This is a genomic window from Streptomyces sp. NPDC033966 (assembly GCF_055575955.1).
In genome coordinates, this window is sequence record NZ_JBVIRQ010000029.1 from 1 (window position 1) to 26,198 (window position 26,198).

Below are 26,198 nucleotides of genomic sequence, written 5' to 3' on the forward strand. Positions count from 1 at the left end.
CCTACTAGCCGCCCTCGCAGACCGGGCCCAACGCCCCGGCCGGGAGGCGTTGCGGGCACGGCCCGGCAGGCCTACTAGCCAGGGCCGGATGTGACCTGGGTCCTGTGGGCCGCCTCACCGCCCCAGACCCCCGATGTCACCCCGCGTAACCGGTCACACCCGCTGAGGTGGGTGTCCCCCGTCACTCCCGGCCCCGCCGCTTATTGGGCGGCGCGACCCGCACCACGCGGCCTACGATCACCGGCATGTCGCATCGTCGTGTACTGCACGTGTTAATGGTCCTCGTCGTGGCACTGACCGGATGGGTCGGAGGTGCCACGGGAATCGCGTCGGCTCAGGAGGACGGATCGCCGACAGCGCGTCCACTGCTCTTCTACAACCACGCCTACGGGGTGCTCGACCGGGAGACCGCCGACGCCATCGAACACTCCGCCTACTTGCGGGACTTCGCCAACTTCCAGGTCCGCACCACGACCGGCTCGGGCGGCGAGACCTGGACCGGCCGGTATCTGATGGGCCGCGAGACCTACCTCGAACTGTTCGGCGTGGGTGACGTCCCAGGCCCGGACGGAACCCTCGGCGCCGGCGGGCTGGGGCTGTCCGCCGAACGGGCGGGGGACCTCGCCACGGTCACGGCGCGCCTGCGCGACCAGGGCGTACCGAACCCGGTGTCCTTCCGCCAGACCCGCGACTTCGGCGACGGGGTGCCGGTGCCGTGGTTCGACGCCGTCTTCACGAGCGGCCAGTACGACGCCTTCGGCGCCTGGGGCATGGAGTACCTGCCGGAGTACTTCGCCGACCCCCGCAGCAACACCGAGCCGGCCTCCTACCCGGGTGACGTAGGCCGCGAGCGGTACCTGTCCGACGGCTACCGCGACCACCTGATGAAGGACGTGACCTCGATCCGCCTCGGAGTCACCGCGCGCGACCTGGCCAACACGGTGCCCCTCCTCCGGGCGGGCGGCTTCGCCGTACGGGAGCTCCCCGGCGGCAGCGTCCTGGCACAGGGCGGCGGTACCACCGTCCGCCTGGACACGGTGGCACGCGAGCAGGCCGGTCTGCGCCAGGTCGAGATGTCCCTCAACCACCCGGTGTTCACCCGCCACGAGGAACAGATCGGCCGTTCGACCCTCGTGGTCGGCCCGGGCGAGCGTGCCGTGTGGACCTTCGGGGCCGCCCGGTAGGCGAAGCTCGACGAGAGGGGAGCGGGCCCCCGCTCCCCTCTCTGCCTGCCGCCCTTGGACTTGCCGGTACGGCGGGGCCAGGACGGCCGCCGCCAGGTGTTCGCGGAGCCAGCGGCGCCCCGGGCCGAACCCGGCGCCCACGGCCTGGCGTACATCCCGCGCCCGGCCTGACGGCCGGCTCGTTCTGGGAGCATGTGGCCACAGCCGTCGGGGCGGGCGGCGCCGTCCGAGGGAGAGTTGGAACCATGGTCCACGTACTGGGCAGCAGGATCCTGCTGCGCCCCACGGACCCCGAGCGTTCGCGCGCCTTCTACGGGGACACGCTGGGGCTGGCCGTCTACCGCGAGTTCGGCACGGGCACGGACCGCGGCACGGTGTACTTCCTCGGCGGCGGTTTCCTGGAGGTGTCGGGGCGCGCCGAGGCACCACCCGCGCCCGGGCTTCGCCTGTGGCTCCAGGTCGCGGACGTCCGGGCCGCGTACGAGGAGCTGCGCGGCCGGGGCGCCGAGGTGCTGCGGCCTCCGCTGCGCGAGCCCTGGGGACTGGTCGAGATGTGGCTCGCCGACCCCGACGGCGTGCGGATCGCCGTCGTGGAGGTACCGGCCGATCATCCGCTGCGCTTCCGCGCCTGATCCCGCGGTCCCGGCCCGCGGACCGCCGGTCCGGGGCGTCCGGACGGTTCACCGGGCCGGGCCGTAGGCCCTCAGCAGCGAGTCCAGGGCGCCGTCACGCTGCAGAAGCTCCGTCAGGATCCACTCCCGCAGCTGTTCCCGCAGTTCGGCGACCTCGGCGTGGGCGTCCGCCGAGAGGCACTCGACGAGACGCCTCCGCCAGTCGTCCAGCTGCCATGCGCGATGGCCCTCCTCGTTCGCCGACCGGGCGCCGGCCAGGAAGAAGGTCAGGGTCCTGTGGTCGCGCCTCTGCCACTCCTCGCCGGCAGCCGCGGCGGTGACCGTGGCCGCCACGCGCCGCGCGTGCTCGGCCGCCGGGTCGTCCGTGGGGCCGGTGATCTCGTTCGGTGCTTCGTTCATGAGGGCGACGATACTTTATTATCGTCGCCCTGACGATAATAAGGGCGGCGACCCTTGCCGGCGGTGGCTGCCGGAGCGCACCCTCCGGCTGGTCCAGGACCGGATGGGTACCGGCCGGAGCGTCCCCGCCGGTCCGGCCACCACTGGACCCGCCCCGGGGCCGGGCACCCGATCTTCGAGTACTGACCGGGGCCGGAATGCGGCCGCTCCGGGACCCGGGTGTCACATCCGGCCCGGCCGGACTGTCCCCTCTGCGGAAGCGGGAGAATCGAGAGAAGGGACCGCCACGATGAAGTCCGTCATCGTCTGCACCTCCGTGTCTCACGGCAATACGCGCCGGGTCGCCGACACCATGGCCCGGGTCCTGGGCGCGGAGGTCGTCTCCCCCGGTGAGGCCGACCTCGCGGAGCTGGCCGCCGCCGACCTCGTGGGATTCGGCTCGGGCGTCTTCTACGGCAGGCTCCACCCCAGCCTGGCCGCCCTGGTCCAGGCCCTCCCGGACGCGCGCGGGCGGGCCTTCGTGTTCGCCACCAGCGGGCTGCCCGAGCTGCCTCCGGCGCCCTTCACCCGCCCCCTGGTCCGGCGCCTCGCCGGCAAGGGCTTCCGGGTGGAAGGGAGCTTCACGTGCCGGGCGTTCGACACCTGGGGGCCCTTCGGGCTCGTCGGCGGCGTCAACAGGCGGCGGCCCGACGCCGGGGACCTGGCCGCGGCCCGGGCGTTCGCCGAGCGACTGCGGTAGGGGGACAGCCCCCGTACCGGGTCCGCCGTCGCGGCGTCAGCCCAGGGTGAGCCACCTGATGCCGAGCCGTTCGACCCGAGCGGTCTCCGCGGGGTCGAGCGGCTCGCGGCCGGTGGCCTTGCGCAGGAAGGTGAGCCGGTCCCAGCCGAGTGCGCGGGGTGCGGCCGAGCGGTCCGGGCCGAGCAGCAGCTCCAGCACCACGTCCGCGGCCCCCGGGGTCAGCCACGGCTCGCGGCCCAGCCCTTCGGCCAGGTCCAGGCCGTGGACGGCGACCTCGACCACCCGGGTGACCAGGAACTGCGAAAGGAGCATCGCGTCCCCGTGACGCGTGCGCACGACGCGGTCCGCGGACTCGGCGCGGCACAGCCGGTCCGCCCTGCGCCAGGTCTCGGCGAAGTCCTCGGCGAGGGCGGCGCCGTCGGCGTACCCGGACGCGTGGTCCTGGGCCAGGGCGATGCGGGCCGTGTTGGTCTGCGGGGCGAAGCGGTCGTCCGGCCGGTAGTACTCCACCGCGGACACCTCGGCCGTGCTGGGCGCAGGAGCGTCCAGCATGGCCGGCAGCCAGGCGGTCACCACCCGTACATGGCCCAACAGGTCGCGTACGGACCAGGGTTCACATCGTGTCGGCAGGTCCCACTCCGCCTCCGACAGCCCTGCGACCGCCCGCGAGAGCTCCTCCGCTTCGAGGCGGAACGCCTCCAGTACCCGGTCCTGATCCATGGTGATCAAGCTACCAACCGTTACCCCTCCGGGGGCGGGGACGTGTCCCGCGTCACCCGTGACGGCCACGGACCCGGCGTGCGGCGAGAAGACCAGCGGTGGCCGCTTCCACCGGGGCGCGTCCTTGGCGGTCAGCGCCGCCGGCAGCCGCAACGCGTCCGCGATCACGGCGCCGGGGCCGGGGTCGGGGTCGGGGTCGGCGTCGGGCTAATGGCGGTCAGGCGGAGCCGGCCGGCGCGACGGCCCGGCTGCGGAGCAGCTTCTTGTCCGGCTTGCCCACGTCGGTCAGGGGCAGCGCGTCGGCGAAGGCGATGCGGGCGGGCTCGTACATGGCGCCCTTCCTGTCCCTCACCAGCGCGCGCAGCTCCGTTTCGCCGACGTCGCCGCCCGGCGCGCGGACGACGACCGCGTGGACCCGCTCCATGAGGTTGGCGTCGGGGACCCCGAGCACCGCGCTCTGCAGCACCTGCGGATGGGAGTTGAGCACGTCCTCCAGTTCCGCCGTGTACACGTGGCCCCCCACCACCACGATCATGTCCTTCAGGCGGTCGACGATCGTGATGTAGCCCTCCGGGTCGACGAACCCGATGTCACCGGTGTGCAGCCAGCCGTCCCGCAGCACTTCGGCGGTGAGCCCGGGCTGCTTCCAGTAGCCCGTCATCACGTGCGGGGAGCGTACGCAGATCTCGCCGTGCTCCCCGGCGGGCAGGTGGCGGCCGTCGGCGTCGCGCACGGCGACCTCGACGCCTTCCATGGCCTTCCCGGCGGTCCGCAGCAGCTCCGGGCGCTCCGGATCGTGGTCCTGCGGGGAGAGCACGCTGATCCCGCCCGCCTCGTTCTGGCCGTAGAACTGGTTGAGGACGGGGCCGAAGCGCCGGACCGCCGCCGCGAGGCGGGTCGGGGAGGAGGCGCAGCCGCCGTAGGTGAGCATGCGCAGGCTGGAGGTGTCGGCGCGGTCGACGTCGGGGTGGTCCATCAACTGGTAGAGGAGCGGCGGCAGCAGGAACGTGTGGGTGATGCGCTCGCGCTCGATGGCGGCGAGCACGGATCCGGCTTCGAAGCCGTCCAGCAGGACGACGGTGCCGCCGCGGTGCAGCGTGGTGTCGGCCATGATGCCCGCCGCGTGCGCGAGGGTGGTGCACACCAGGGTCCTGACCTGCTCCTCGTCGGACCAGACCGGTCCGACCGACACCCACTGCCCGAAGGTCGTGCAGATGGCCTTGGGGTGGCCGGTGGTCCCACCGGTGTGGCGGATGGTGCAGATGTCCTGCGGGCGCGCCGAACCCGGCAGTACCGCGGAGGACTCCTCGGCGGCGAGCTTCACGAGGTCCGGGCCCGGACCTGGCTCCGACTCCGGGTCCGTGCCGCTGCCGGCGCCGGCGCCGGCGCCGGCGCCGAGGACGAATACGCGTTCCAGCGGCACCCGCCGGGCCAGCTCGGCGGCGCGCTCGCGATGGGCGGGGTCGGCCAGCAGGGTGCGGGTCTCGACGTCGCGGAGAATGTCGGCGTGCACGTCGGCCGAAAGGCCCGCGTAGAGGTGGTTCACGGCGCAGCCGAGGAGGCCGGCGGCGTAGCGGGCCGCGATCGTCTCGGGGAGGTTGCCGGAGAGCAGGGTGACCGTCTCGCCGCGCCTCACCCCCTGGGACCGCAGCGCGCGGGCCATGCGGTGTACGAGGCCGCGTAGTTCACCCGCGCCCAGGCGCCGGTCCCCGTGCACTAAGGCCTCTCGGCCGGGTTCCTTGCCGAGGGCATCGAGAATCTCCTCCACGTGGCTGTGGAAGTGTCCGGCGGTGTGGTCCATACCCGTCCCCATTGGTTGACTTGAGCAACTAGCAGGACGTTAGCCGCCGGTGATCCACAAGCCCAAGTCGGGCGCCGACATCCAGCCAACGCCCGCACCCCGCCCGCACTTCGGTTCCGCCCGCGGGGAATCCGGCCGGAGGTCTTCCGAAGTGACGCGCCGTATGCAATTTTACATGTCACATGTCAATCGCCGGGTGTCTCCCCAACACACGGCCCCAATGGCCCCGGAGGCCCCCACAGATGCATCCCTTCCGGATATCGAGGACCGGCGCGCGCAGACTTCCCGCGCTCGGCGCAGCCGCCTTCATCACGCTCGGCCTGCTCACGCCGCAGAGCCACGCCGCGCCCGTCGGCGCCACGGCCCCGGCCGGCACGCACGCGGGCGCCGCCGCGGCCCCGGCGCCCCGGTCGATCCCCGTTCCCAAGTCCCCGGACGCGATGAGCAACGGATCCCGCCTCCGGATCTCCTCACAGGACAGCGCCGAGGAGTCCGCCCCGGCCCCCGCCCCCGCCGTCAAGCCCGCCAAGCCGGCGAAGGGCGACAAGCAGTCCTCGTCCGCCGCCGCAGGCAACGAGTGCGGCGATCTCTCCGGGGTGATCAACGCCACCGGCGCCGCGCTGGTCCAGCAGCTCAAGGCCCTCCCCCAGATCGCCTGCACCTACCCGCTGTTCGAACTCACCGGGGAGAACGCGCGCAAGGCCTTCGGCGAGGCCCAGATGGTGACGGTCGCGAGCGCGCTGCGCGACGCCTCCGCCGGCTACGCGGGCGACAACCGCGCCGCCATCGGGCAGTTGGTGCTGTTCCTGCGCGCCGGCTACTACGTGCAGGACAACCACGCGGACGTCGTCGGCGAGTACGGCACGGCCCTGGACGGCGCGGCGCGCGGCGCGCTGGACGCCTTCTTCGCCTCACCGCGCAGCAAGGACGTCACGGACGCCAACGGCGAGATCCTCAACGAGGTCGTCACGCTGATCGACAGCACCCACACGGCCGGCCGGTACGCCGGCGTCGTCAAGTGGATGCTCGGCGGCTACGACAGCACCTGGCCCGGCCAGATGGACCTCGCCATGCAGCACGTCGAGTGGGTCGTCGACAACGGCTTCAAGGCCAAGGACGACGGCCGCGGCTGGCGGGCCGCCCTCAAGGCCGACCCCGCCATCCTCGACACCTGGGCCGGCTTCATCACGCGCAACGGCGCGCAGCTGAACCGCCTGGACGTCGTCAGCAACGTCGGCCGCCACCTCGGTCACGCCCTCGACGTCCCCGAACTCAAGGACCGGCTCCGGCCGCTGCTGAAGGACCTCGTCAACCGCTACCCCAACGTCGGCCCCACGGCACCGATCACCATGAACCTGGGCTGGTACACGCGCCAGTACGACAGGGGCAACTGCGCGGCCTACGCGATCTGCGACCTGGGCGAGCGCGTCCTCCCGGCGATCCTGCCGATCCAGCACACCTGCACCCCGGGCCTGAAGATCCGCGCCCAGGACATGTCCCCCGGCCAGCTGGCCGCCACCTGCACCAGCCTGGTCGGCCAGGACGCCTACTTCCACCGGATCATCGGCGACAAGGGCGCGATCCCCGGCGACCTGAACACCAACCTGGAGGTCGTCGTCTTCGACGACTACACCAACTACTCGCTGTACGCCTGGGCCATCTACAACATCGACGTCGACAACGGCGGCATGTACGAGGAGGGCAACCCGGCCGCCGCCGGCAACCAGGCCCGCTTCATCGCCCACGAGGCCCAGTGGCTGCGTCCGGACTTCCAGATCTGGAACCTCAACCACGAGTACACCCACTACCTCGACGGCCGTTACAACATGGCCGGCGACTTCGACGCCGGCATGACCACGCCGACCATCTGGTGGGTCGAGGGCATCGCCGAGAACATCTCGTTCGGCTACCGGGGCGAGCGCAACGCCGAGGCGATCGCCGCGGCCGGCAAGAAGACGTACAAGCTCAGCGAGCTGTTCGACACCGTCTACGGCCAGGACGAGGACCCCCAGGTCAACTCGGACCGGGTCTACCGCTGGGGCTTCCTCGCGGTCCGCTACATGCTCCAGGCGCACCCCGCCGACGTCCAGACCGTCCTCGGCAAGTACCGGGCCGGTGACTGGGCCGGTGCCCGCGCCTTCCTCAAGCAGACCGTCGGCACCGGCTACGACGCCGCCTTCGCCACCTGGCTGGCGACGGCCTGCGCGACCGACGGCTGCGGCCCGCTGCCGGACGCGGCCCCGGCCGCCCCGCTCTGCACCGTCGCCGACCCCCGCCAGTTCGACGGGAACTGCCGCCGGGACGGCCTCGCGGCCGCCGCCGGCAACTACAGCCACCACTTCGTGTACCTGCCGGCCGGCGTCAAGCAGCTGACCATCACCAGCAGCGGGGGCACCGGCAACGCCGACCTCTACTACAACGGGGGCAACTGGGCCACCACCGGCAGCCACCAGGCGAAGTCCGCCAACGCCGGCAACGGCGAGACCCTGACGATCGACAACCCGCCGTCCGGCTGGGTGTACTTCAGCCTCGCCGCCGCTCAGGACTTCGGCGGCGTGAGCGTGTCCACGCAGTCCAGGTGATCCGCCGGCCGTGACGGCCACGGTCCACCCGAGGGGGCCGGCGGTACCGGGGTGTGCCGGCCGTGCCCGCTCAGGGGCGGGCCGGGGCTTCCGGACGGTCCTCCTGCGCCAGGAGTTCGGCGATGATCTCGGTGCCGAGGGCGTACGCCGGAACGCCGGCGGTGATGAGCGCGGTCTCGGCGACACCGACCAGGTCGGCCATGGCGGCGCCGGCGTGCAGGGCGCCCCGGGCGTGGATGCGGGCGGGGTGGGCCCGGCCGAGTGCCAGCAGCTGCCCGAAGTGGACGAGCTGCTGCACCCGCGCTCCCAGCGGACTGTCCGTCAGCACGATGTGGCGCAGGGCCGCGAGCGCCTCCTCGGTCGGCAGCCGGCCGAACTCCTGGGCCAGGCGCAGCCGGTCCTGCACCCCGCCGGGAACCTCTCCGAGGGTGGAGCGGTAGCGGTCGCGTACGGCCTCGGTACGGGAGGCCTGCGTGTCCCCCGTCATGATGCGACCCGGGCGATCGCGGCGCGGACGGCTTCCTGGGCGCCCGGGGGGAAGTCCACGGCCCCTCCGATCGCCGCGGCGGCGATCTCGGCCTCGGCGCTCTCCTCGATGGCCACCACGAGGTGGGCGGTGGCCGCCGCGTCCGGGCCGAACACCAGCAGGCCGTGGTTGGCCAGCAGGACCGCGGCCGTCGTCGGGCGGCTTTCCAGCACTTCGGCGATGCCGCGTACCGACACGTCCGATCCGCGCGGTCCCCAGGGGACCACGGGGACCTCCTCGGCCTGTCCGAAGCGCAGCATCGGCTCGGTGCGGCAGGGCAGCGGCCGGTGGGCCACCGCGAAGGCCGTCGCCGAGGGCGAGTGGGTGTGGATGATGGCGCCGACCCGGGGGCGGGCCCGGTACACCGCGCTGTGCATGGCGATGATCTCGGCACTGACGGACTGCAGTTCGCCTTCGAGGACCTGTCCGTCGAAGCCGACGGTGGCCAGCTGCTCGGGGCGCAGGCCGCGGACGAACCCCGGTGTCAGCAGGAGGCGTTCGCCGTCGAGCCGGGCGCTGAGGTTGGCGTGTCCGGAGTGGGACATCACCCCCGCGTCGAAGAGCTGCTCGGCGGCTCGGGCCAGCTGTCCGGCCCGCTCTTTCCGTACGTGCGTGTCGTTCATGGCATATCTCCAAGTGTGCCGTCAGCGGGCGCCGGTTCGCCGCTGTCCACGTGCCGACCACTCTTCAACTTGAACTAAGGTTTAAGTCAAATGCCGGGGACGACGACCGGGCGGCAGCAGCAGCAGCAGGAGGAGCGGGACGTGCGCATGACGATCGGCCGGCTCGCCGAGATCACCGGGGTTCCGGCTTCGGCCATCCGGTACTGGGAGCGCCACGGCCTGCTGCCGGAACCCGAGCGGGTGAGCGGGCAGCGGCGCTATCCGCCGGAGGCCGCCGAGCGGATCACGGTACTGCGCAAGTGCCAGCAGGCCGGTCTGACCCTGGTCGAGATCGGCGAGTTCCAGCGGGAGCAGCCGCACCGGGAGGCGATGATCCGCGCCAAGATCAGTGAGATCGAGCAGCGGATGGTCGATCTCGACCATGCCCATCAGCTCCTGACGCACGCCCTCAGGTGCGGTGAGGAGGACATCGTCAGATGCCCGAAGTTCCGGGAGCAGATGGCGGCGTGGCAGACGGCGGATCCGGCGCCCCCCACGGAGCCCCGGTCACCCGGATGGGGGCCGTAGATCTCCGCCGCGCCTCGCCGTCACGCGCGGAGCCAGGGCCGGGACCTCTGAACGCCGGACCCGGCCCGGCCCGGCACGTCGTGTGCCGGGCCGGGCCGGGTGGGGGGCGGGGGCGGGTCGGGGGGACGCTCGTCCGGTCAGTGCGCCGTCAGCACTTGAGACCGGTGGAGGCTGCCGTCGTGGCCTCGTCCAGCTTCTGGATCTGCGGCTGGAGCTGGGTGAGGGCGTCCTTGCCCGTGGTGTCGCCCGGCAGCTTCTCGTAGCCCTTCTTCAGGTTCTCGGCGGCTTCCTTGACCGCGTCCTGCTCCGCCTGCTTGAGCTTGGCGACGTTGTCCTTGACGTTGTCCCAGTCCTTCTGGACGGCATCGTAGGCGTCCTTGACCTGGTCCTTGGTCGCGGACGAGGGGTTCATGGCCTTCAGCTTGGCGTTGTCCGACTTGAGGGAGTTCAGGTCCGTGCAGAGGTCGGCCGCGGCCTTGGTGGCCTGCTCCTCGGCCGCATTGTCGTCGTTGTTGTCGGAGCAGGCGGCGAGTCCGAACACCGCGCTGACGCAGAGCACGCCGATCACGGGGAATCGCTTCATGGGAGACCTTCCTGACAGGGACAGAACGGATATACGAGACCTTTTGGTGCGCAAAAGCAAAACTAAGCAGAAAGGGAGTACCACGCATCCGTACGCCGCCCGTTCGATACTCGGGCGGGACCGCGCCGGCCCTCGGGGTTGGCGCTCCTCACGCGGGCGCACCTCCGGCTGCACCTAGTACGTCACGCGTGACATTCCGATCGACGAGGACAGGATCCATGCCGGAAGACACGACCGTGCGGGAGCTGTGGGACAGGACGCATATGGCGCTGCTGCCCTGGACCCGCGTACCCGTGCATGAGCTGCACGCGCGCTCCCTGGAGGCGGTGACCGCGGCGGTCGCCTCGCTGTGGGACGGCTGCGACGACGCGCTCCTCGACGCGCCGGCCGGCGACGGGCAGGTCCACGCGATCGCCGCCGCGCAGAAGGCGTACGGGCTCGGCTGGCGCGACGCGGTGCTCGGCGACGTCGCGGCGGACGCGCGGGCCGCGGGACTGGGCGCGGGCCCGGGTGGCCTGTGGGCGCCGGCCGGGCAGTGGATCCGTGGACGGGGGCGTGCGTTCCGGCCCACCCTTCGCCAGAACCTGGAGTTCTTCGCGAGGCATCCCTGGGCCACGGAGCTGGAGCGCCTGCGGGCCGTGCGGTGCGCCGTCGAGGCCTCCTCGGCCGATCCGCGCACCACGCTCGCGTCGCTCTACCGCACGGCCTGGACCGACAAGGCCACCGACCGCCTGGGGTGGGACAGCGCGGAGTGGTGGCAGTACCTGGACGTCGCCGAGCTGGCGTCCTGGACGGTGGTTGCGCTGGGGCTGCCCGCGGAACACCCCGCGAGCGCGGGGACGGCGGTCGAGGAAGCCGCCGAGGCGGTGGGGTCGCCCGACTGGACCTGGACGGGAACGGGTCTGCCGGAGGGCTTCCTCGACGCGGCTTTCGAGGCACTCGGGCTGTGACACCGACGGGCGCCCGGCCGTCCGGCCCCGGAGACGGGCCGGGCGGCCGGGGACGTCGCCCCGGAACCGCCCCGGTTCCGGCAGGTGTCGCCGCGTGTCCGGCTCAGGCGCCGAGCGGCCACTGCGCCGGTTGGGCGTTGAAGCCCCGGAAGAGCTCGACCGCGGCCGGCTTCTGTCCTGCCGGGATCAGGAACGCGGTGCAGATCTTCTCCGACTGGCCCGGGCCCAGGGTCTTCTCGCTCTGCGTCGAAGGGCAGTCGGCCCACTTCGCCCTGCCCATCAAGACGATCAGGGCGCGCGTCCGCAGGCCGGACTCCGTCCTGATCATCAGGTCGCCGTCCATGTCGCCGAGCTTCATGGGCGTGCCGCTCTTGTGGTTGAGGGTCGACCAGACGAAGACGGGGATCTGCGGGCCGTCCTTCTCGTCCTTCTGGAGGCCGGAGTTCTCCATGTCCGCCTTGGTACCGGTGCGCACCTCCAGCGGGGTCACCGTGAACTTGGCGTCCTGCGAGTCCACCTTCCGGCTCTCCTGGACCGGGCCCGCCTCGCCCAGGCGGAACGTCTTCCTGGCGCCCGCGCCGGCCTGCGGCGACGCCGGGTTGCCGCCCTTCGCCTTCGCCTGCGGCAGGCCGACGCAACCGGTCAGTACGGCGGCCGCCGTCAGGGCCCCCGCCACCGCCGACGCGGCACGCGTCCACGTACGCATTCTCATCTCGCCTTTCCCCGGCCCGGACGGCACTCCGCCACGACCCGCACCTCAACGTTCCGAGCGATCATCTTCTCAGAAGTGAACATGCCAAGACGCCGGCGTCTCGGTCAGCGGTCGTCCGGGCGGCGGGGAGGCGGTCCGGGGCGCGGTCCAGCGTCCGTTCGTCACCGTCTTCGTGCGCGCGGCTGCGAGGGGGCGAGGGAGCCCGTAGGAGGCGCCCGTTGTCCGGGCACCTCCCGCCGGGCCTCGCGGGCTACTCCGGCACCGGCGCCGGGCGCTGGCGGTCCGGCCGGAACCCGACCGCCAGGACCACCGCTCCGGCGAGCGCGAACCCCGCCGTCCAGAGCGCGCCGACGTGCATGGCGTGGAAGAACGCGGCGTCGGCCGCCCCGGCGAGCGCGTCGTCGTGCGTGGCGGCCGCCACGTGCCTGGCGAGCTCCGCCGAGACCCGGGCCTGGAGCCGTACCTCGTCCGGGAGGCCGGTGAGGGAGCCGTCGATCGCGCGCTGGTAGACGATCGAGGTGATGGTGCCGCCGATCGCGATGCCCAGTACGCTGCCGGTCTGGCGCAGGGTGCTGTTGACCGCGCTGCCCGCGCCGGAGCGTTCCAGCGGCAGGGAGCCCAGTACCGCGCCCGTGACGGGTGCGATGACCATGCCGATCGCGGTGCCCTGGACCACCATGACCACCGAGTACCAGGCGATCGGTGTGGTCGCGCCGAAGAGGGCGAGGGCCCCCATCGCCAGGGCCGCGACGGCGAGCGAGACCGACGAGAGGAGCCGTACGGACGTGCGGCGGGCCAGCCGGACGGCGATCGGCGAACCGACGACCACTCCGAGCGCGGACGGGAGCCCGAGGAGGGCGGCCTCGAACGCCGAGTAGTGGCGGGCGCCCTGCAGGTAGAAGGCGAGGTAGAACGAGCCGGACGTCAGGGCCAGGAAGACCAGCATCAGGGTGACGTTCCCGGCGGCGAACCGGCGCTGTGCCAGCAGCCGGGGGTCGAAGCTCGGGTGGGCGATCCGCAGCTCGGTGATGACGAACGCCCCGATCAGGGCGATGCCCGCCGCGGTGCAGCCCCAGACGCCCGGGTGGGCGAAGGACGCTTCCTGTCCGGCCCGGATCAGGCCGTACGCGAGGAGGCCGAGGCCGGCCGTGGACAGGATCAGCCCGGCCGGGTCGAGGGGCCGGACCTGGGGGCTGCGGAAGTTGGGCACGTACCGTGCGACGAAGCCGAGGCCGATGACGACCACCGGTACGTTGACCAGGAACACCGACCCCCACCAGAACACCGCGAGCAGCACACCGGCCAGGATCGGCCCGGCGGCGAGGCCGACGCCGGCGAAGGACGACAGCATGCCGAAGGCGGCCGGGCGTTCCGCGGGCTCGAAGGTCCAGCCGACCACCGCCATGGTGGCCGGGACGAGCAGCGCGGCGCCGGCTCCCATCACGGCGCGGCCGGCGATGAGCTGGGCGGGGGTGGTGGCGTAGGCGGCGAGGACCGAGGCGGCGCCGAACAGGGCCATGCCCGCCAGCAGGGTGTTGCGGTGGCCGAAGCGGTCGCCGAGCGCGCCGCCGGTGAACATCAGGCCGGCGAAGGCCAGGGTGTAGGCGCCCGTGGCCCACTGGAGCTGGCCGGGGGTGGCGCCCAGTCCCCGGACGGGGTCGGACAGCGTCTCGAAGGCGGTGGACAGGATGGTTCCGTCGAGCCAGATGAGGAGCTGGGAGAAGACGAGGACGCCGAGGATGAGGCGGCGCCGGGCCGGTGGAAGGGCGGAGCGGGCGGGTGCCGGCGTGGAGGCCTGTAGGGGCGTCTCCGGTGTGGTCGCCGGCGGTGTCGTCGGCGGTTGTGTGGCGGATGACATGCGTGACTGCCTTCGGATCAGGGTGGGTTCGGCATGGCCGCGGCGTATGATCGTCAAGTACCTGACGGTCGCCTCATCGTGACAACTCGTCAAGTACCTGTCAATCATGATGTCGGAGGTCGCCCATGGGCGAGCAGACCCAGGGCCGGGTGCTGAGCTTCCTGGTCCGCCACACCTGGCTCAGCATGCGGGCGGCGATAGGTTCCGAGCTGGCGGAATTCGGGCTGACCGTTCCGCAGTTCGCGACCCTGATGATGGTCAGGGCGTCCCCGGGGATGTCCGTGGCGCAGCTGGCCCGGTCGGTCGGGAGCACCCGTCAGGCCGCGAACGAGATGCTCGCGGCCCTGGAGCGCGACGGCCTGATCACCCGTTCCCCGCACCCCACCGACCGCAGGACGCACCAGTTGCACGTGACCGGCCTCGGCAGCACCCGCTACGAGGAGGCGCTCCCCGCCGTCGCGCGCAGGGAGGCCGAGCTCGAGGCGGGACTGGCCCCGGAGCAGCGGGAGGCCGCCCTCGCCTGGATGTCGGCCGTCACGAGCGCCTGCCAGGAGCCGGCGGACACTTGCGACCAGTGAGCCGCGCCCGGGGTCCTACCGCCCCCGCTCGACCGCCACCGTCCAGGCGGCGAGGTCCGCGGGGGTGGCCGGGCGGGGTTCGGCGTCGTAGAGCTGGGCCACGCCTTCCTCGGGGCGGGTGGCGGGGTTGGTCGCCCAGACGTACGTCTGCCCCACCAGGTACTTCCGGGCGGACTCGTCGCTCTGGCTCACCAGCATCTCCCCCGAGGCACTGCCCTTGAGGACGCGCTCGACGCGTACGCGGTAGGCGTCGGACGGCAGCCCCTCGACGGTGCGGCGGCCGAGGTCCTCGACGACGGTGCCGGCGAAGACCGCGGTGGCCTCCGGGGCGACGAGCGCCGGGTCGGTGGTGTCGAAGGCGTGGACGACCTCGCTCACGGCGTGCGCGTCGCGGTACCGCTCCCAGCCGAGCCAGGCTCCGCCGGCCAGCACCGCCGTGGCGGCGGCCGGGACGGCGGCCGCGAGGAGGCGCTTGTTCATGGTCATCCCCACAGCCTGTGGTAGTAGACGCGGTCGTTGGCGGTGACCCCGTCGATGCCGAAGCGGGCGGCCTCCGCGTTGTCGGCCCACATGATCGAGCCCGCCTTGGTGCTCTTGTGGCAGAACCCGAGCGCGTGGCCCAGTTCGTGCGTGGCGACGCGCCGCCGGTGCGCGACCGTACCGCGGGCGCCCCCGTCGTCGAGGTAGTACCGGTTCATCGTGATGCTGTCCGTGCCCGGGAGGCCGGTCCAGCGGGCGAGGACGTTCTTCCAGTCGCCTCCGCTCGACCGGGTGTCGTTCCACTCCAGGTCGGCGAATTCCGAGGCGGTGTCCGGACGGAAGCCGACCTTCTTGAGGCCGCCGCCCGTCCACTGGCCGACGGCGTAGGCGCGGGCGTCGTCGAAGACGGTGTCGTCCTCCCAGGCGATCACCCCGTGGTCCACGGAGGACCGCCCGCGGGAGTCACGGCCGGAGGGGACGCACGCCTCGGGACCCCGCCCGAGGGCCGGCCCGGGGTGCGGCAGCGACAGCAGGACCGTCGCGGCGGCGGAGGCGGCCAGCCCGGTCAGGAAGAGGAACACCCGGGAAAGTTACCCAACGTCAGACGGCGTGCACAAAGCGTGTCCACCGGGGACGGGGAACCGGGGACCGGGGCGGCCGGGTGGGTTCGGGAGGCCCGCCGGTCACCGGCCGGTGCCGGTGCTCGTCCGCGTCCACTCCAGGTAGGCCTCCGTGGCCTCGGCCGCCGGGACGACGAACCACTGCGGTACCTCGTGGGGGTGCCGTGCGTGCACCCACTGCCTCAGCTCCGCCGCGCGTTCCGGCGTGGTCTGGAAGGAGACCCGGTAGGCGCGCTCGTGACGCACCGTCTCCTTCCACCACGCGAAGGTCGTCATCCGCGCGTCCACGTGCGCCCCGGCCGCGAGCCGCGCCTCGACCGCGCCGCGCGCGATGTCGTACGCCACCGATTCGTCGTCCAGCACGGTCTGGGCGACCACGATCCCGTTCCCACCGCTCACTGCCCCACCCCTCCACGTCCGCCAACGGCCCCACCCTAGGCCGACGGCGCGTCCTACATGCGGGCCGGGGCGGGATCGGAATCGTTCAGCTCGGCGATCAGCGCGTTGCGGCCGGCCAGCATCTCCGTGAGGATCCGGCGCGCGGCGCGCAGGAGTTCGGCGACGTCGCCGCCGGCGAGGGCGTACGTGACGGTCGAGCCCTCGCGGGTGGAGACGACGATGCCCGAGCGGCGCAGGACGCCCAGCTGTTGCGACAGGTTGGACGCCTCCACGTCGATCTCGGCCAGCAGGTCCCGTACGGGCATCGGGCCGTCCTGGAGGAGCTCCAGCACGCGGATGCGTACCGGGTGACCGAGCATCCGGAAGAACTCGGCCTTGGCCTGGTACAGCGGGACCTGCATTCCCACGACGCTCCTGTTCCTCTTCGAACGTACTCCGGCTCGGGCGGGGATCACCTCCCCCACCCATCGTCGCGTCCTGCCGGCCCACGCGGAACCGATGATGACCGGTTTCACATGTTCCGAGTTGAAGAATTCTTCAACTCATGGGCATGCGTGGGCCCGACGGACGCCGCGGCTAGACCTCCAGCTCGGCTTCGATGCGGCTGAGCTGGTGGCGGGCCATCGCCAGGTTCGACCTGCTCCGGTCCAGGACCAGGTAGAGGAACAGACCGCCGCCGGAGGAGCGGCTGCGCCGGATCCGGATCAGGTGGTACTGACCGCCGAGCGTGATCAGCACGTCCTCGATCTCGTCCTTCATCCCGAGCATCTCCATGGTGCGCAGCTTGGCCCGGATGACGTCGGTGTTCCCGGCGGCCGCCACCGTCAGGTCCAGGTCCTTGCCCCCGCCGAGCGTGCCCAGGGCCATCCCGCTGGCGTAGTCGACCAGCGCCACCCCCAGCGCCCCTTCGATCGAGGTCATCGCTTCCTTCAGTGACACTTCGACGTTCGCCATGGCTGTCCTCCGCTGGTGTCATGTGCCGGACGCGGCACGGATCTTCCGTAACGGGACGCTACCGATCGCGCGGCTCCGTCTGGCGGGATCACCGGAATTGGCCGAATTCCGTCGCCGTCAGGCGGCGTGCGCGGCGGGCTCGCGCAGACGCGCGGCCGCCGTGCGCCAGGCGTCGGTGACGGCGGCGTGCGCCTGGAGGGTGCGGGCGGCGGTGTCGCCGGTCAGCTCCAGCGGGCGGCCGACGTGGACGTGCAGCCGGGGCCGTCGCAGCGGGGCGGTGACGAGGCCGGCGACCTGCTTGGCCGTGCCTCCGGAGGTGATGCGTCTGGCCCCGGCGTGGCCCACGGGTACGACGGGTGCCCCGGTGCGCGCGACGAGCCGGGCGAGGCCGCTGCGGAAGGCCAGGGGCGCGGCCTCGGCGGCGTCGCGGCGGGAGGGGATGCCGCCCTCGGCGTACATGAGCACCGAGCGTCCCGCGGCGAGGGCGGACGCGGCGTGGTCGAGTGCCTCGGCGGCCCGCCGGTCCCCCCGGTGTACGGGGATGTGACCCTCGCGGACGAGCAGGCGCCCCAGGACCGGGGCGCGCCACAGGCCGGCGGCGGCCATGACGACGGGTTCGACACCGCAGCGGCGCAGGGCGGCGAGGACCACGGCAGGATCGGCGAGGGAGGTGTGGTTGGCGACGATGACGCTGCCGGGCGGCACGTGGGTGTCGGGCTCGGTGGTGACGCGGACGTTTCCGAAGGTGGGGACGAGGAGCTGGGCGAGGCGGCTGAGCATGGCGTTCTTCCCGTTCGTGACGGCGGCGCGCGGCTGAGGCGACCGCGGCGACTGCTCCCAGGGTCGTCAACGCGGGCCCGGCGCGCCTGAGTCGTCCTACTCAGACCCAACGGGTCGCCCTACCCAGAGGATGCGCGGACCGCGCGAGGTCCTGCCCGGACGCCTGCGGCCGACCGGTCAGCGGCGCCTGCCGCGGAGCTCCTCCGGGCCGACGAAGCCGGTCTCGTCACGTCCGGCGGTGCGGAACGCGTCGACCCGCGGGGCGGAGGCGAGTCGGGCCTGCCAGACGCTGACGACCTCGTACGGCCCGGCCAGGGAGAACGTACGGCGGGATTCCTCGAGCGCCCTCGCCCACTCCGCCTCGAAGGCCGGTACCCAGTGGCCGGCCCGGCGGTCGGCGCGCAACGCCGCGAGGAGTTCGGCCGGGGCTCCGGGCGCCGGAGCGGGGGTGAGGGGCGGCGGGGCGGGTACGTGCTCGGGCTGTGCGCTCACGGGCTCCTCCAGGCGGGTCGTACCCCCACGGTAGCGGCCGGGGTGCGGCCGGCGGCCGCGTCGGAACCGGCCGGGCAGGGCGGGGCGGGCCGTGCCCGTCAGGCGTTGGCCGGGCGGTGCGGGTTCCCGGCATTGTTCCGGCCGAGTGCGGCCCCGGTCGTCCCACATCGCCTGGTGCCGGCCGAAGACCTCGTCGAGCTGACCGAACGTGAGCTCGTCGGCTCGCCCTCCGGCAGACGCCACCCGGCACGGCCCGGTTCCCCCGGCGCCGGACCCGTTCGCTCCGCCGCCCGGCCGTCAAATCAATCGCTGTCCGTTCATCGGATCACGCTGGCAGCCGGTCGGGGTGCGCCCCGCAGCCACTGCCGGACGAGGTGGCGCTCGACGGTGTCGAGGAGTTCCTGACCACCTGCTGCGCGACCCCCGGCCCCTGGCCGCACAAGCCCGCCGGCCTCGGCTTCCGCGCCACCGAGGGCCTCGCCACGGGGACACCGGGCTGGTCGACCGGCGTCACGCGACGGCGGTCCCCTCCAGCTCGACCATCAGGCCGGGGATCGCCAGCCGCGTCACCCCGAGCATCGTGCTGGCCGGCGCCACCCGGGCGGCGCCCAGCCGGGCCGCCAGCACTCCGTAGTGCCGGTAGAGCAGATCGACGTCGGTCGTGTAGACGTTGAGCCGGACGAGGTTCGCCAGGGACATCCCGGCCTCTCCGAGCACGGCCTCCAGGTTGTCGACGCTCAGCGCCAGCTGCGCCCCCATGTCGCCCTCGTGCTGCGGCTTGCCGTCGGCGCTCATCGCGGTCTGCCCCGAGATGTACAGGGTCCGCGTGTGACCGGAGACCAACTCGCCCTGGTTGAATCCGAATTCCGTCGACCACGGCACCGGGTTGACCGCCGTTCGTTCCATCGCCACGTCAGCTCCGTTCGATCCACTGTGAGTAGGTGCGTACGGACGTCGGCCCCGGCAAGCGCCGGCCCGGACGTCGTGGGAACGAGCCTCGCAGCGAATCACGACATCCTCTGTCATGTATTTCGTTAGGGTTCCGGCATGCGCGCTGATCGGCTGGTTTCGCTGGTGCTCCTGCTGCGGCAGCGCGGCCGGCTGACCGCGGACACCCTGGCCCACGAGCTGGACGTGTCCACCCGCACCGTGCTGCGCGACATCGAGGCGCTCTCCGCGGCCGGTGTCCCCGTCTACGCCGAACGCGGCCGGCACGGCGGCTTCTCACTGCTGCCCGGTTTCCGGACCGAGCTCACCGGGCTCAACCACGACGAGGCGCTCGCCCTGCTGACCGCCGGATCGGGGCGCGGCGAGCTGGTGTTCGGTCTGGGCTCGGCGCTCGCCTCGGCCATGCGCAAGGTCGTCGACGCGCTGCCCGAGGGCCATCGGGCCGTCGCGAGCGACGCGGCCCAGCGGTTCCTCGTCGATCCCGAGAGCGATCTGCTCTCACGCCGGCCGGCCGCCGACGAGGTGTCCGCAACCGCGTTGACGGAGGTGCGGCGCGCGGTGCTGGCCGGACACAAGCTGCGCATCCACTACGCGGCCACGGGCGAGGCGCCGCGGTGGCGTACGGTCGACCCGATCGGGCTGGTCACCGTACGCGACCGGGGCTACCTGCTGGCCACGAGAGCGGGCGCGGACCGCACCTACCGGCTGTCGCGGGTCCTGGCGGCCGAGGCGCTTCCCGAGGCGGCGGAGCGGCCGAACAGGGTCGATCTGGACCGCATCTGGCGGGAGCGCTCCGCGGGGTTCCTCTCCGGCGGCGAGCACCTCACCGTGCTGGTACGGGTGGACCCGGCGCGGCGGGAGGACCTGCTGGACACCGCGCTGGCCGTGCGCGCGGAGGAACCCGGCACGGACGACGGCCGGGTGCGGCTGGAGGTGACCTTCCAGGACGCACGGCACGCCGAATGGGCGCTGTGGCAGCTCGGCACCGACGCCGAAGCCCTGGCCCCGCAGTCGTTGCGCACCGCCCTGCACGACCGCGCCGCCGCGCTCGCCGCCCGCTACGCGGACCCGGCGGCCACGTCGTCGGCCGCGTCCGCCCTGGGAGCACCGGCCTCGGTCCTAGCCCGGCGGATCGTCCGCGCCGGGTACGGGGATGTCCAGCCGGGCGGCCACGGTGGTGAGGGCCGCGCCCAGGGGGAGGGCGACCCGGGTGGCGGCGTGCCGGTCGCCGCGGGTCGGGTCCTGGTTGACGATCAGTACCGGCTTCCCGGCCCGGGCCGCCTCGCGGACGAAGCGGAGCCCGGACATGACGGTCAGCGAGGATCCGAGGACCAGCAGTGAGGCCGCCGCGTCGACCAGCGCGCGGCACTGTTCGACCCGCTGCGGCGGGACGGATTCGCCGAAGAACACCACGTCGGGTTTGAGGATGCCGCCGCATCGCGTGCAGGGCACCACGCGGAAGTCAGCGACCTGCTCGTCCGTGAGGTCGGCGTCACCGTCCGGATTCATCGCGGCGGCCACCGGCTCGAATCCCGGGTTGGCCTCCTCCAGCCGGCGGGCGAGTTCGCCGCGCGGCACGGTGGCTCCGCAGGTGAGGCAGACGACCCGGGCGAGGCTCCCGTGGAGCTCCACCACCGGGTCGCTGCCGGCGGCCTGGTGCAGGCCGTCGACGTTCTGGGTGATGACCCCGGCGAGCCGGCCGTGCCGGCCGAACGCCGCCACCGCCCGGTGCCCGGCGTTGGGCCGGGCCCGGCCGAAGGTGCGCCAGCCGAGGTGGCTGCGCGCCCAGTACCGGCGGCGGGCCTGAGCGGCGGCGGTGAAGTCCTGGTAGGTCATCGGGGTGTGCCGGGTCAGGCTCCCGCCTTCGCCGCGGTAGGCGGGGATGCCCGACTCGGTGGAGATGCCCGCCCCGGTGAGCACCAGCACACCGCCGGCGGCGAGGGCGTCGGCGACGGGGCCGAGCTCCGTGGTGCCGGGCGGCAGGCCCTCGGTCGGGGTCCAGCTCAGGGTGGGGCGCGTGCGCATGCCGCCAGCGTACGGAAGTCAGGCCCGGCAGCCACCGGGGCGGGTGGGCCGGGTCGCTTCCGTCAGGCCGGTCCTGACGTCCCCGGGCCGGGCAAGGCCCCTCAAGGGTCTCCCCCTTGTGCTCGGTCGGCTCGGTCGGCAGGGTGTCCGGAGTACCTGCTGATCTTGCTCCGAGGGCTTGGGGGAACGGATGCTGACGGGGATCGTGATCGACGCGCTGGACGTCGTACGCATGGAGCGCTTCTGGCACGAGGCGACGCGGGGCCGGACGGGCGGTCTGCGGCTGCGGTTCGTGCCGGCGGCGACGCCGAAGGCGGGCAAGAACCGGCTCCACCTCGACCTGGCCGGGGGCCCGGACTGGGAGGCGGAGGTGGCGCGGCTGCTCACGCTCGGGGCGGCACGGGCCGACATCGGCCAGGGGGACGTCCCGTGGGACGTGCTGGCCGATCCGGAGGGCAACGAGTTCTGCGTGCTGCGCCCCGGCCACCCAGGGGTGCTCGCCGACTCCGGACTCGTCGCGGTCTGCCTCGACATCGCCGAGGAGGACCGCCACGCCCAGGAGGCCTTCTGGCCGGCCCAGGCCGGCTGGAACGCGGTCGAGTCCCACACCTGGGGCTTCCGGCTCCGCCGGACTCCCACCAGCCCGGTCTCGCTGGTGATGGGGCCGCCCGCGGCGCCGAAGTCGGGGCGGAACAGGCTGCGGCTGGAGACCGCCCGTCCCGGCCGGGAGCCGGGCGAGTTCCTCGACGCCGGCGGGAACGAGTTCCACGTCACCGGCTGAGCTCCCGCTGTCCTGCCCCGGCGGACCCGGCCCGGTTGAGTCTCCCGTGGGGGGAGACATCAAGCTGGGGGCATGGACAGCGACACCCTCTTCTCCATCGGAGAACTATCCCGCCGGACCGGCCTGACGGTGAAGACCATCCGGTTCTATTCCGACCAGGGGATCGTCCCGCCGACCGACCGCAGCCCGGCGGGGTACCGGCTCTACGCCCCCGACGCGCTCGCTCGCCTGGAGCTCGCCCGCACGCTGCGTGATCTCGGGCTGGACCTGGCGACCGTACGCAGGGTACTGGACCGGGAGGTGTCCGTACCGGAGGTCACGGAAGCGCACGCCAAGGCCCTTGACGTGCAGATCCGGACCCTCCGCCTGCGACGGGCAGTGCTCCGCGCAGTCGCCAGACGCGGCCCCACCACCATGGAGATGGACCTGATGCACCGACTCGCCACACTGTCCCGGGCCGAACGACACCGGTTGGTGTCCGGCTTCATCGACGACGCCTTCGAGGATCTCGACACCAACCCCGAATTCGTCGCCCTGATGCGATCCGCGATGCCCGAGCTCCCGGACGATCCCACGCCCGAGCAGGTCGAGGCCTGGGTGGAACTCGCCGGGCTCTGCCAGGACGCGGACTTCCGTGCCGCGATCCGCCGCCTGGCGCGGGAACAGGCGGAAGAACCCGCCCAGGAGGACGCGGTCACCCTGCAGGACGCCCTCGACCGGTCGATGCGTGAACTCGTCGGCGAAGCCGCTGCCGCCGGCCTCCTGCCGGCCTCCGCCACCGGAGTGCCCCACGCCGACTCGCTGGGCGGTCTCTACGCCGACGCGTTCCGGCGGGCCGACGGGGGCGATCTGCGGCGCTGGCTCCTCGCCCGCCTGCGGCCCACCGCGGATCCCCGTGCCGAGCGCTACTGGCGGCTGCTGGCCACGGTCAACGGATGGCCGGCATCACCGGCCCTCGCTCCGGTCCACCCCTGGTTCACCACGGTCTTCGCCGGGAGCGGTGCCGGGCGGTGAGGACACGTGACCTGAGTTCGGCCTGTACGCGGACGAACAGGGACTGGCCTGGGTGAGAGCCGGTTGGCCGCCCGGAAGCTGTCGGCTGCTTCCGCGTTGCACACCACGGTGACCGCGGTGTTCCGGTCCGGGCTCACCTTGAAGGTGCTGTGGAACTGCTCCCAGTCGCCGTCACGGACCACCGTCTTCCCTCATCCGAGAGCGCCGGCGGCCGTGCCGTGGCCAATCGGTCAACGGCGGGAGGGGATCAGGGGTGGAGGGTGATGTGGGGGGCGAGGGCGGTGAGGAAGTCGGGGGCGTCGAAGGCGCGGCCGGCGGAGGCGACGCCGGTGGTGCGGATCCGTCCGGTCAGGACGCGGTCGAGGGCTTCGACGACCAGGGGCGCGGTGACGGCGTAGATGTCGCGGCCCTCGGCCACGGCGCGGCGTTCCACGCCGCCGGAGCGTACGACCGCGTCGACGAGGAAGGTCTGGCCGGAGCGGCCGAGCTCGTCGGTGGCCGTGGGGGCGGGGGTGTCGGAGGAGGCGATGTCCCGGGCGGCGTCGACGGCCATGTGGGTGTGGACGTCGCGGATCGCCAGGTGGTCGGTGACGGTGACGACGTCGGCCATGGTGAACTCGGTGACGACGGTGCGGGGGCCCATCGGGGCGGGGAAGGGCCACTCGGCGGTGGGCGGGGTGTCGGTGCGGCGCTGCCAGGCGCCACCGCTGTAGCGCAGGCGGTACTCGCCGCGCCGCTCGCGGGAGACCGCGCCGGACAGGCGGGTTCCGGCGGTGGGGTGCCAGTCGCTCAGCCCGTAGGCGATGTGGGCCTCGTCGGCATGGGTCCAGTCCCCCATCGCCGCCGTGACCAGCAGGTCGCCCAGGCCGCCGAAGAACGCCATCGCCGGGACGACGACCGCCCCGGCCTCGCGGGCCCGGTCGGCGTAGTCGGCGAAGGTGTCCAGGTTGGCCTCCAGTTCGGCGGCCACGTCCAGATACGGGATGCCGGCCCGCAGGGCCGCCTCGATCACCGGTCCGGTCGTCGAGGCGAACGGGCCCGCGCAGTTGATCACCGCGGCGGTGCCGGCCAGCGCCGCGTCGAGTGCGGCCGCGTCGTCGACCGCCGCCGGCCGGGCCCCGTACCCGGTCGCGTCGGCCAGGGCGGTCAGCTTCGCGGCGTCCCGGCCGGAGAGGACCGGGAGGTACCCGCGGGCGGCCAGCTCGGCCACCACGAACCTTCCCGTGTGTCCGTACGCGCCGTAGACCGCCACCGTGTTGTCGTTCCCCGTACCGTTCACGAAAACCGTTCCCCTGCCTCGCGTCTGCCGTGCGCCCCGAGCCCCGCCTTCCCCGCTCTGCGGGCGGCCGGTGCGCTGTAACGGGCCCCATTCTGGCCGGGACCGGCGCGCCCGCGACAGTGTCCGGAACGACATGGGGCGTACAGTTCCCGACATGAGAAGCGTCGCGCTGGCCGTCACCGACGGCATGCTCCATTTCGAGTTGTCGCTGGCCTGCGAGGTCTTCGGTTCGGACCTGACGCATCTGGTGGACCCCTGGTACCGGTTCTCGCTGTGCGGTCCGGGGCCGGTGGCCGTGGGCCGGTTCCGGCTGGAGCCGGACGAGGGGCTCGACGGGCTCGCGCGCGCCGACACCGTGATCGTGCCGGGCTGGGCCGACGTCGACCGTGACCCGCCGGCCGGACTCGTCGACGCGGTGCGCGCCGCCCACGACGCCGGAGCCCGCGTGGTGTCCCTGTGCACGGGCGCGTTCGTACTGGCCGCCGCCGGACTGCTCGACGGCCGGCGGGCCACCACCCACTGGGCCCACACCGGCGAGCTGGCCCGCCGTCACCCCCGCGTCACCGTCGACCCCGACGTCCTGTACGTCGACGACGGCAGCGTCCTGACCTCGGCGGGGAAGGCCGCGGCGATGGACCTGTGCCTCCACCTGGTCCGGCTCGATCACGGGACGGCGGTCGCGAACACCGTCGCCCGCCGGCTGGTCGTCCCGCCCCACCGCGAGGGCGGCCAGGCCCAGTTCGTCCGCACACCCGTTCCGGAGCCCGGCAACCATCCGCTGGCCGGACTGCTCCCCTGGGTGCTGGCCCGCCTCGACGCACCCCTCACCGTCGAGGACCTCGCCCGGCAGGCCCGTATGAGCTCCCGCCAACTGACCCGGCACTTCAACACCGTCACCGGCACCACACCCCTCCAGTGGCTCCACATCCAGCGCATCCGCCGCGCGCAGGAACTCCTGGAGGGCACCGACGCCACCGTCGACGCCATCGCCACCACTACGGGCATGGGCACCGCCACCACGCTCCGCCGGCACTTCAACCGCACCGTGGGCGTCCCGCCGGACACCTACCGCCGCACCTTCCGCACCCACACAAAGGCCGCCGGGTCCAACGGCCCGGCGCTCGAAGCCGTTTGACCGCCGGCGGCAGCCCGTCGCGGGGCGGGGAAAATGAGTGCCGGACCGGCCCCGGGGTGCAGCAGAATCACCGCATGGCAGACATGGGAGTGTTCCGGAACGCGGTCGGCGACTGGGCGGCGGGCGGCCCCGGCGGGCCGGCCGGGGAGCTGGCCGCGGAACTGGGCGTCACGGCGGTGGTGCTGGTCGAAGGGCCCAGCGACCTCGCCGCCGTCGAGACCCTGGCCGCACGCCTGGACCGGGACCTGCCCGCCGAGGGCGTCTGCGTCGTCTCCATGGGCGGAGCGATGAACGTCGGCCGCTACGCCCGGCTGCTGGGCCCGCCCGGCCTGGGGCTGCGCCTCACCGGGCTGTGCGACGAACAGGAGCAGCCGTTCTACGACCGTGCCCTCCACCAGGCCGGCGCTCCCGGCCGCGAGGTCTTCGTCTGCGTGAAGGACCTCGAGGAGGAGCTGATCCGCGCGCTGGGCGTGCCGGGGGTGGAAGAGGTCATCGAGGCCGAAGGCGACCTCGTCCCGTGGCAGACCTTCATCCGCCAGCCCGCGCAGCGGGGCCGCGACCCGCACCACAGGATGCGGCGCTTCCTCGGCACCAAGAAGGGCCGCAAGATCCGCTACGGCCACGTCCTCACCCAGGCCCTCGACCTCGGCCTCGTCCCCGCGCCCCTCGACGCCCTGCTCACCGCCCTGGGCCCCGCCCGCGCCGGACGCTGAACCGCGGAGCGCCGGCGCGTTCGGGCCGGGTACATGCGGGAACGCCCGGCCGAGGGTGTCGGCCGGGCGTTCCCGGTGGGGCTGCCGGTGTGGCTGCTGGTGGTTTAGTACCAGTGGTTGGCCT

Annotated in this window: 29 protein-coding genes and 1 pseudogene; 12 read left to right on the top strand and 18 right to left on the bottom strand. The window is 73.0% G+C overall.

Annotated features, from left to right (window positions below; translation table 11 throughout):
- Nucleotides 1-245 precede the first annotated feature (245 nt).
- Together ACZ518_RS38145 and ACZ518_RS38150 are read left to right on the top strand one after the other, a co-directional pair.
- Entirely contained in the window at nt 246-1,184 is a 939-nt protein-coding gene (locus tag ACZ518_RS38145; RefSeq protein ID WP_469117625.1) for a DUF5829 family protein, read from the top strand.
- Between the two features lie 245 nt (nt 1,185-1,429).
- Nucleotides 1,430-1,816: a VOC family protein gene (locus ACZ518_RS38150; protein ID WP_469117626.1), complete on the top strand. Its 387-nt coding sequence runs from the start codon at nt 1,430-1,432 to the stop codon at nt 1,814-1,816.
- A 48-nt stretch (nt 1,817-1,864) separates the two neighbouring features.
- Here the strand turns inward: ACZ518_RS38150 and ACZ518_RS38155 are convergent, their stop codons facing one another.
- Nucleotides 1,865-2,215, bottom strand: a complete 351-nt coding sequence (locus tag ACZ518_RS38155) for a hypothetical protein (protein ID WP_469117627.1) — start codon at nt 2,213-2,215, stop codon at nt 1,865-1,867.
- Nucleotides 2,216-2,504: 289 nt separating this feature from the next.
- Between ACZ518_RS38155 and ACZ518_RS38160 the strand changes: the two genes are divergently transcribed.
- Nucleotides 2,505-2,954 carry a flavodoxin family protein gene (locus ACZ518_RS38160; protein WP_469117628.1) on the top strand — a complete coding sequence of 150 codons (450 nt, stop codon included), beginning with the start codon at nt 2,505-2,507 and terminating at the stop codon, nt 2,952-2,954.
- A 36-nt stretch (nt 2,955-2,990) separates the two neighbouring features.
- Here the strand turns inward: ACZ518_RS38160 and ACZ518_RS38165 are convergent, their stop codons facing one another.
- Nucleotides 2,991-3,674, bottom strand: coding sequence for a maleylpyruvate isomerase N-terminal domain-containing protein (locus tag ACZ518_RS38165; RefSeq protein ID WP_469117629.1), 684 nt, complete (start codon nt 3,672-3,674; stop codon nt 2,991-2,993).
- 217 nt (nt 3,675-3,891) lie between these two features.
- Nucleotides 3,892-5,475 (bottom strand): AMP-binding protein, encoded by a 1,584-nt coding sequence (locus tag ACZ518_RS38170; RefSeq protein WP_469117630.1) that lies wholly within the window; start codon nt 5,473-5,475, stop codon nt 3,892-3,894.
- A 242-nt stretch (nt 5,476-5,717) separates the two neighbouring features.
- Here ACZ518_RS38170 and ACZ518_RS38175 point away from each other — a divergent pair, with 242 nt between their 5' ends.
- Complete coding sequence (locus ACZ518_RS38175; RefSeq protein WP_469117631.1) at nt 5,718-8,057, top strand: M9 family metallopeptidase; 2,340 nt, start codon at nt 5,718-5,720, stop codon at nt 8,055-8,057.
- Between the two features lie 70 nt (nt 8,058-8,127).
- On the opposite strand, the gene ACZ518_RS38180 is transcribed toward ACZ518_RS38175, so the two are convergent.
- The gene (locus ACZ518_RS38180) at nt 8,128-8,544 is read right to left on the bottom strand and encodes a carboxymuconolactone decarboxylase family protein (protein WP_469117632.1); all 417 of its coding nucleotides are present in this window, start codon (nt 8,542-8,544) and stop codon (nt 8,128-8,130) included.
- On the bottom strand, nt 8,541-9,206 hold the full coding sequence (locus ACZ518_RS38185) for a class II aldolase/adducin family protein (protein ID WP_469117633.1): 666 nt from the start codon (nt 9,204-9,206) through the stop codon (nt 8,541-8,543). Before ACZ518_RS38185 ends, ACZ518_RS38180 begins: the two co-directional genes overlap by 4 nt.
- 90 nt (nt 9,207-9,296) lie before the next feature.
- Here ACZ518_RS38185 and ACZ518_RS38190 point away from each other — a divergent pair, with 90 nt between their 5' ends.
- Entirely contained in the window at nt 9,297-9,773 is a 477-nt protein-coding gene (locus ACZ518_RS38190; protein ID WP_469117634.1) for a MerR family transcriptional regulator, read from the top strand.
- 148 nt (nt 9,774-9,921) lie between these two features.
- Here the strand turns inward: ACZ518_RS38190 and ACZ518_RS38195 are convergent, their stop codons facing one another.
- Nucleotides 9,922-10,356 (bottom strand): type IV pili methyl-accepting chemotaxis transducer N-terminal domain-containing protein, encoded by a 435-nt coding sequence (locus ACZ518_RS38195; RefSeq protein WP_469117635.1) that lies wholly within the window; start codon nt 10,354-10,356, stop codon nt 9,922-9,924.
- Nucleotides 10,357-10,574: 218 nt separating this feature from the next.
- Here ACZ518_RS38195 and ACZ518_RS38200 point away from each other — a divergent pair, with 218 nt between their 5' ends.
- Nucleotides 10,575-11,306: a hypothetical protein gene (locus ACZ518_RS38200; RefSeq protein WP_469117636.1), complete on the top strand. Its 732-nt coding sequence runs from the start codon at nt 10,575-10,577 to the stop codon at nt 11,304-11,306.
- 103 nt (nt 11,307-11,409) lie between these two features.
- Here the strand turns inward: ACZ518_RS38200 and ACZ518_RS38205 are convergent, their stop codons facing one another.
- Together ACZ518_RS38205 and ACZ518_RS38210 are read right to left on the bottom strand one after the other, a co-directional pair.
- The gene (locus tag ACZ518_RS38205) at nt 11,410-12,018 is read right to left on the bottom strand and encodes a hypothetical protein (RefSeq protein WP_469117637.1); all 609 of its coding nucleotides are present in this window, start codon (nt 12,016-12,018) and stop codon (nt 11,410-11,412) included.
- Between the two features lie 250 nt (nt 12,019-12,268).
- The gene (locus ACZ518_RS38210) at nt 12,269-13,876 is read right to left on the bottom strand and encodes an MFS transporter (protein WP_469117638.1); all 1,608 of its coding nucleotides are present in this window, start codon (nt 13,874-13,876) and stop codon (nt 12,269-12,271) included.
- A 125-nt stretch (nt 13,877-14,001) separates the two neighbouring features.
- Between ACZ518_RS38210 and ACZ518_RS38215 the strand changes: the two genes are divergently transcribed.
- Nucleotides 14,002-14,454 (top strand): MarR family winged helix-turn-helix transcriptional regulator, encoded by a 453-nt coding sequence (locus ACZ518_RS38215; protein WP_469117639.1) that lies wholly within the window; start codon nt 14,002-14,004, stop codon nt 14,452-14,454.
- Between the two features lie 15 nt (nt 14,455-14,469).
- Here the strand turns inward: ACZ518_RS38215 and ACZ518_RS38220 are convergent, their stop codons facing one another.
- The 8 genes from ACZ518_RS38220 to ACZ518_RS38255 all read right to left on the bottom strand — a co-directional run bounded on the left by ACZ518_RS38220 (nt 14,470) and on the right by ACZ518_RS38255 (nt 19,085).
- Nucleotides 14,470-14,940 (bottom strand): hypothetical protein, encoded by a 471-nt coding sequence (locus tag ACZ518_RS38220; RefSeq protein ID WP_469117640.1) that lies wholly within the window; start codon nt 14,938-14,940, stop codon nt 14,470-14,472.
- The gene (locus ACZ518_RS38225; RefSeq protein WP_469117641.1) at nt 14,937-15,515 is read right to left on the bottom strand and encodes a zinc metalloprotease; all 579 of its coding nucleotides are present in this window, start codon (nt 15,513-15,515) and stop codon (nt 14,937-14,939) included. The genes ACZ518_RS38220 and ACZ518_RS38225 overlap by 4 nt, the downstream gene beginning before the upstream one ends.
- A gap of 102 nt (nt 15,516-15,617) precedes the next feature.
- Complete coding sequence (gene cutA / locus ACZ518_RS38230; protein WP_469117642.1) at nt 15,618-15,953, bottom strand: divalent-cation tolerance protein CutA; 336 nt, start codon at nt 15,951-15,953, stop codon at nt 15,618-15,620.
- 53 nt (nt 15,954-16,006) lie between these two features.
- Complete coding sequence (locus ACZ518_RS38235; protein ID WP_401243043.1) at nt 16,007-16,354, bottom strand: ArsR/SmtB family transcription factor; 348 nt, start codon at nt 16,352-16,354, stop codon at nt 16,007-16,009.
- 175 nt (nt 16,355-16,529) lie between these two features.
- Nucleotides 16,530-16,907 carry a hypothetical protein gene (locus ACZ518_RS38240; RefSeq protein WP_469117643.1) on the bottom strand — a complete coding sequence of 126 codons (378 nt, stop codon included), beginning with the start codon at nt 16,905-16,907 and terminating at the stop codon, nt 16,530-16,532.
- A gap of 117 nt (nt 16,908-17,024) precedes the next feature.
- Complete coding sequence (locus ACZ518_RS38245; protein ID WP_469117644.1) at nt 17,025-17,687, bottom strand: lysophospholipid acyltransferase family protein; 663 nt, start codon at nt 17,685-17,687, stop codon at nt 17,025-17,027.
- A 177-nt stretch (nt 17,688-17,864) separates the two neighbouring features.
- On the bottom strand, nt 17,865-18,179 hold the full coding sequence (locus tag ACZ518_RS38250) for a DUF6247 family protein (protein WP_469117645.1): 315 nt from the start codon (nt 18,177-18,179) through the stop codon (nt 17,865-17,867).
- A 510-nt stretch (nt 18,180-18,689) separates the two neighbouring features.
- The gene (locus tag ACZ518_RS38255) at nt 18,690-19,085 is read right to left on the bottom strand and encodes a RidA family protein (RefSeq protein ID WP_469117652.1); all 396 of its coding nucleotides are present in this window, start codon (nt 19,083-19,085) and stop codon (nt 18,690-18,692) included.
- Between the two features lie 141 nt (nt 19,086-19,226).
- Between ACZ518_RS38255 and ACZ518_RS38260 the strand changes: the two are divergent.
- Nucleotides 19,227-20,195, top strand: a pseudogene (locus tag ACZ518_RS38260) (helix-turn-helix transcriptional regulator); the annotation flags it as partial.
- Between the two features lie 51 nt (nt 20,196-20,246).
- Here ACZ518_RS38260 and ACZ518_RS38265 read toward each other — a convergent pair.
- Nucleotides 20,247-21,152, bottom strand: a complete 906-nt coding sequence (locus ACZ518_RS38265) for an NAD-dependent protein deacetylase (RefSeq protein WP_469117646.1) — start codon at nt 21,150-21,152, stop codon at nt 20,247-20,249.
- Nucleotides 21,153-21,342: 190 nt separating this feature from the next.
- Here ACZ518_RS38265 and ACZ518_RS38270 point away from each other — a divergent pair, with 190 nt between their 5' ends.
- Together ACZ518_RS38270 and ACZ518_RS38275 are read left to right on the top strand one after the other, a co-directional pair.
- Nucleotides 21,343-21,933 carry a VOC family protein gene (locus tag ACZ518_RS38270; RefSeq protein ID WP_469117647.1) on the top strand — a complete coding sequence of 197 codons (591 nt, stop codon included), beginning with the start codon at nt 21,343-21,345 and terminating at the stop codon, nt 21,931-21,933.
- 72 nt (nt 21,934-22,005) lie between these two features.
- Nucleotides 22,006-22,947 carry a MerR family transcriptional regulator gene (locus ACZ518_RS38275; RefSeq protein ID WP_469117648.1) on the top strand — a complete coding sequence of 314 codons (942 nt, stop codon included), beginning with the start codon at nt 22,006-22,008 and terminating at the stop codon, nt 22,945-22,947.
- Between the two features lie 247 nt (nt 22,948-23,194).
- Here the strand turns inward: ACZ518_RS38275 and ACZ518_RS38280 are convergent, their stop codons facing one another.
- Complete coding sequence (locus tag ACZ518_RS38280) at nt 23,195-24,226, bottom strand: saccharopine dehydrogenase NADP-binding domain-containing protein (RefSeq protein WP_469117649.1); 1,032 nt, start codon at nt 24,224-24,226, stop codon at nt 23,195-23,197.
- 154 nt (nt 24,227-24,380) lie between these two features.
- On the opposite strand from ACZ518_RS38280, the gene ACZ518_RS38285 reads away from it, so the two are divergent.
- Nucleotides 24,381-25,361 carry a helix-turn-helix domain-containing protein gene (locus ACZ518_RS38285; RefSeq protein WP_469117650.1) on the top strand — a complete coding sequence of 327 codons (981 nt, stop codon included), beginning with the start codon at nt 24,381-24,383 and terminating at the stop codon, nt 25,359-25,361.
- A gap of 74 nt (nt 25,362-25,435) precedes the next feature.
- Nucleotides 25,436-26,074 carry a TOPRIM nucleotidyl transferase/hydrolase domain-containing protein gene (locus tag ACZ518_RS38290; protein ID WP_469117651.1) on the top strand — a complete coding sequence of 213 codons (639 nt, stop codon included), beginning with the start codon at nt 25,436-25,438 and terminating at the stop codon, nt 26,072-26,074.
- Nucleotides 26,075-26,198 lie beyond the last annotated feature (124 nt).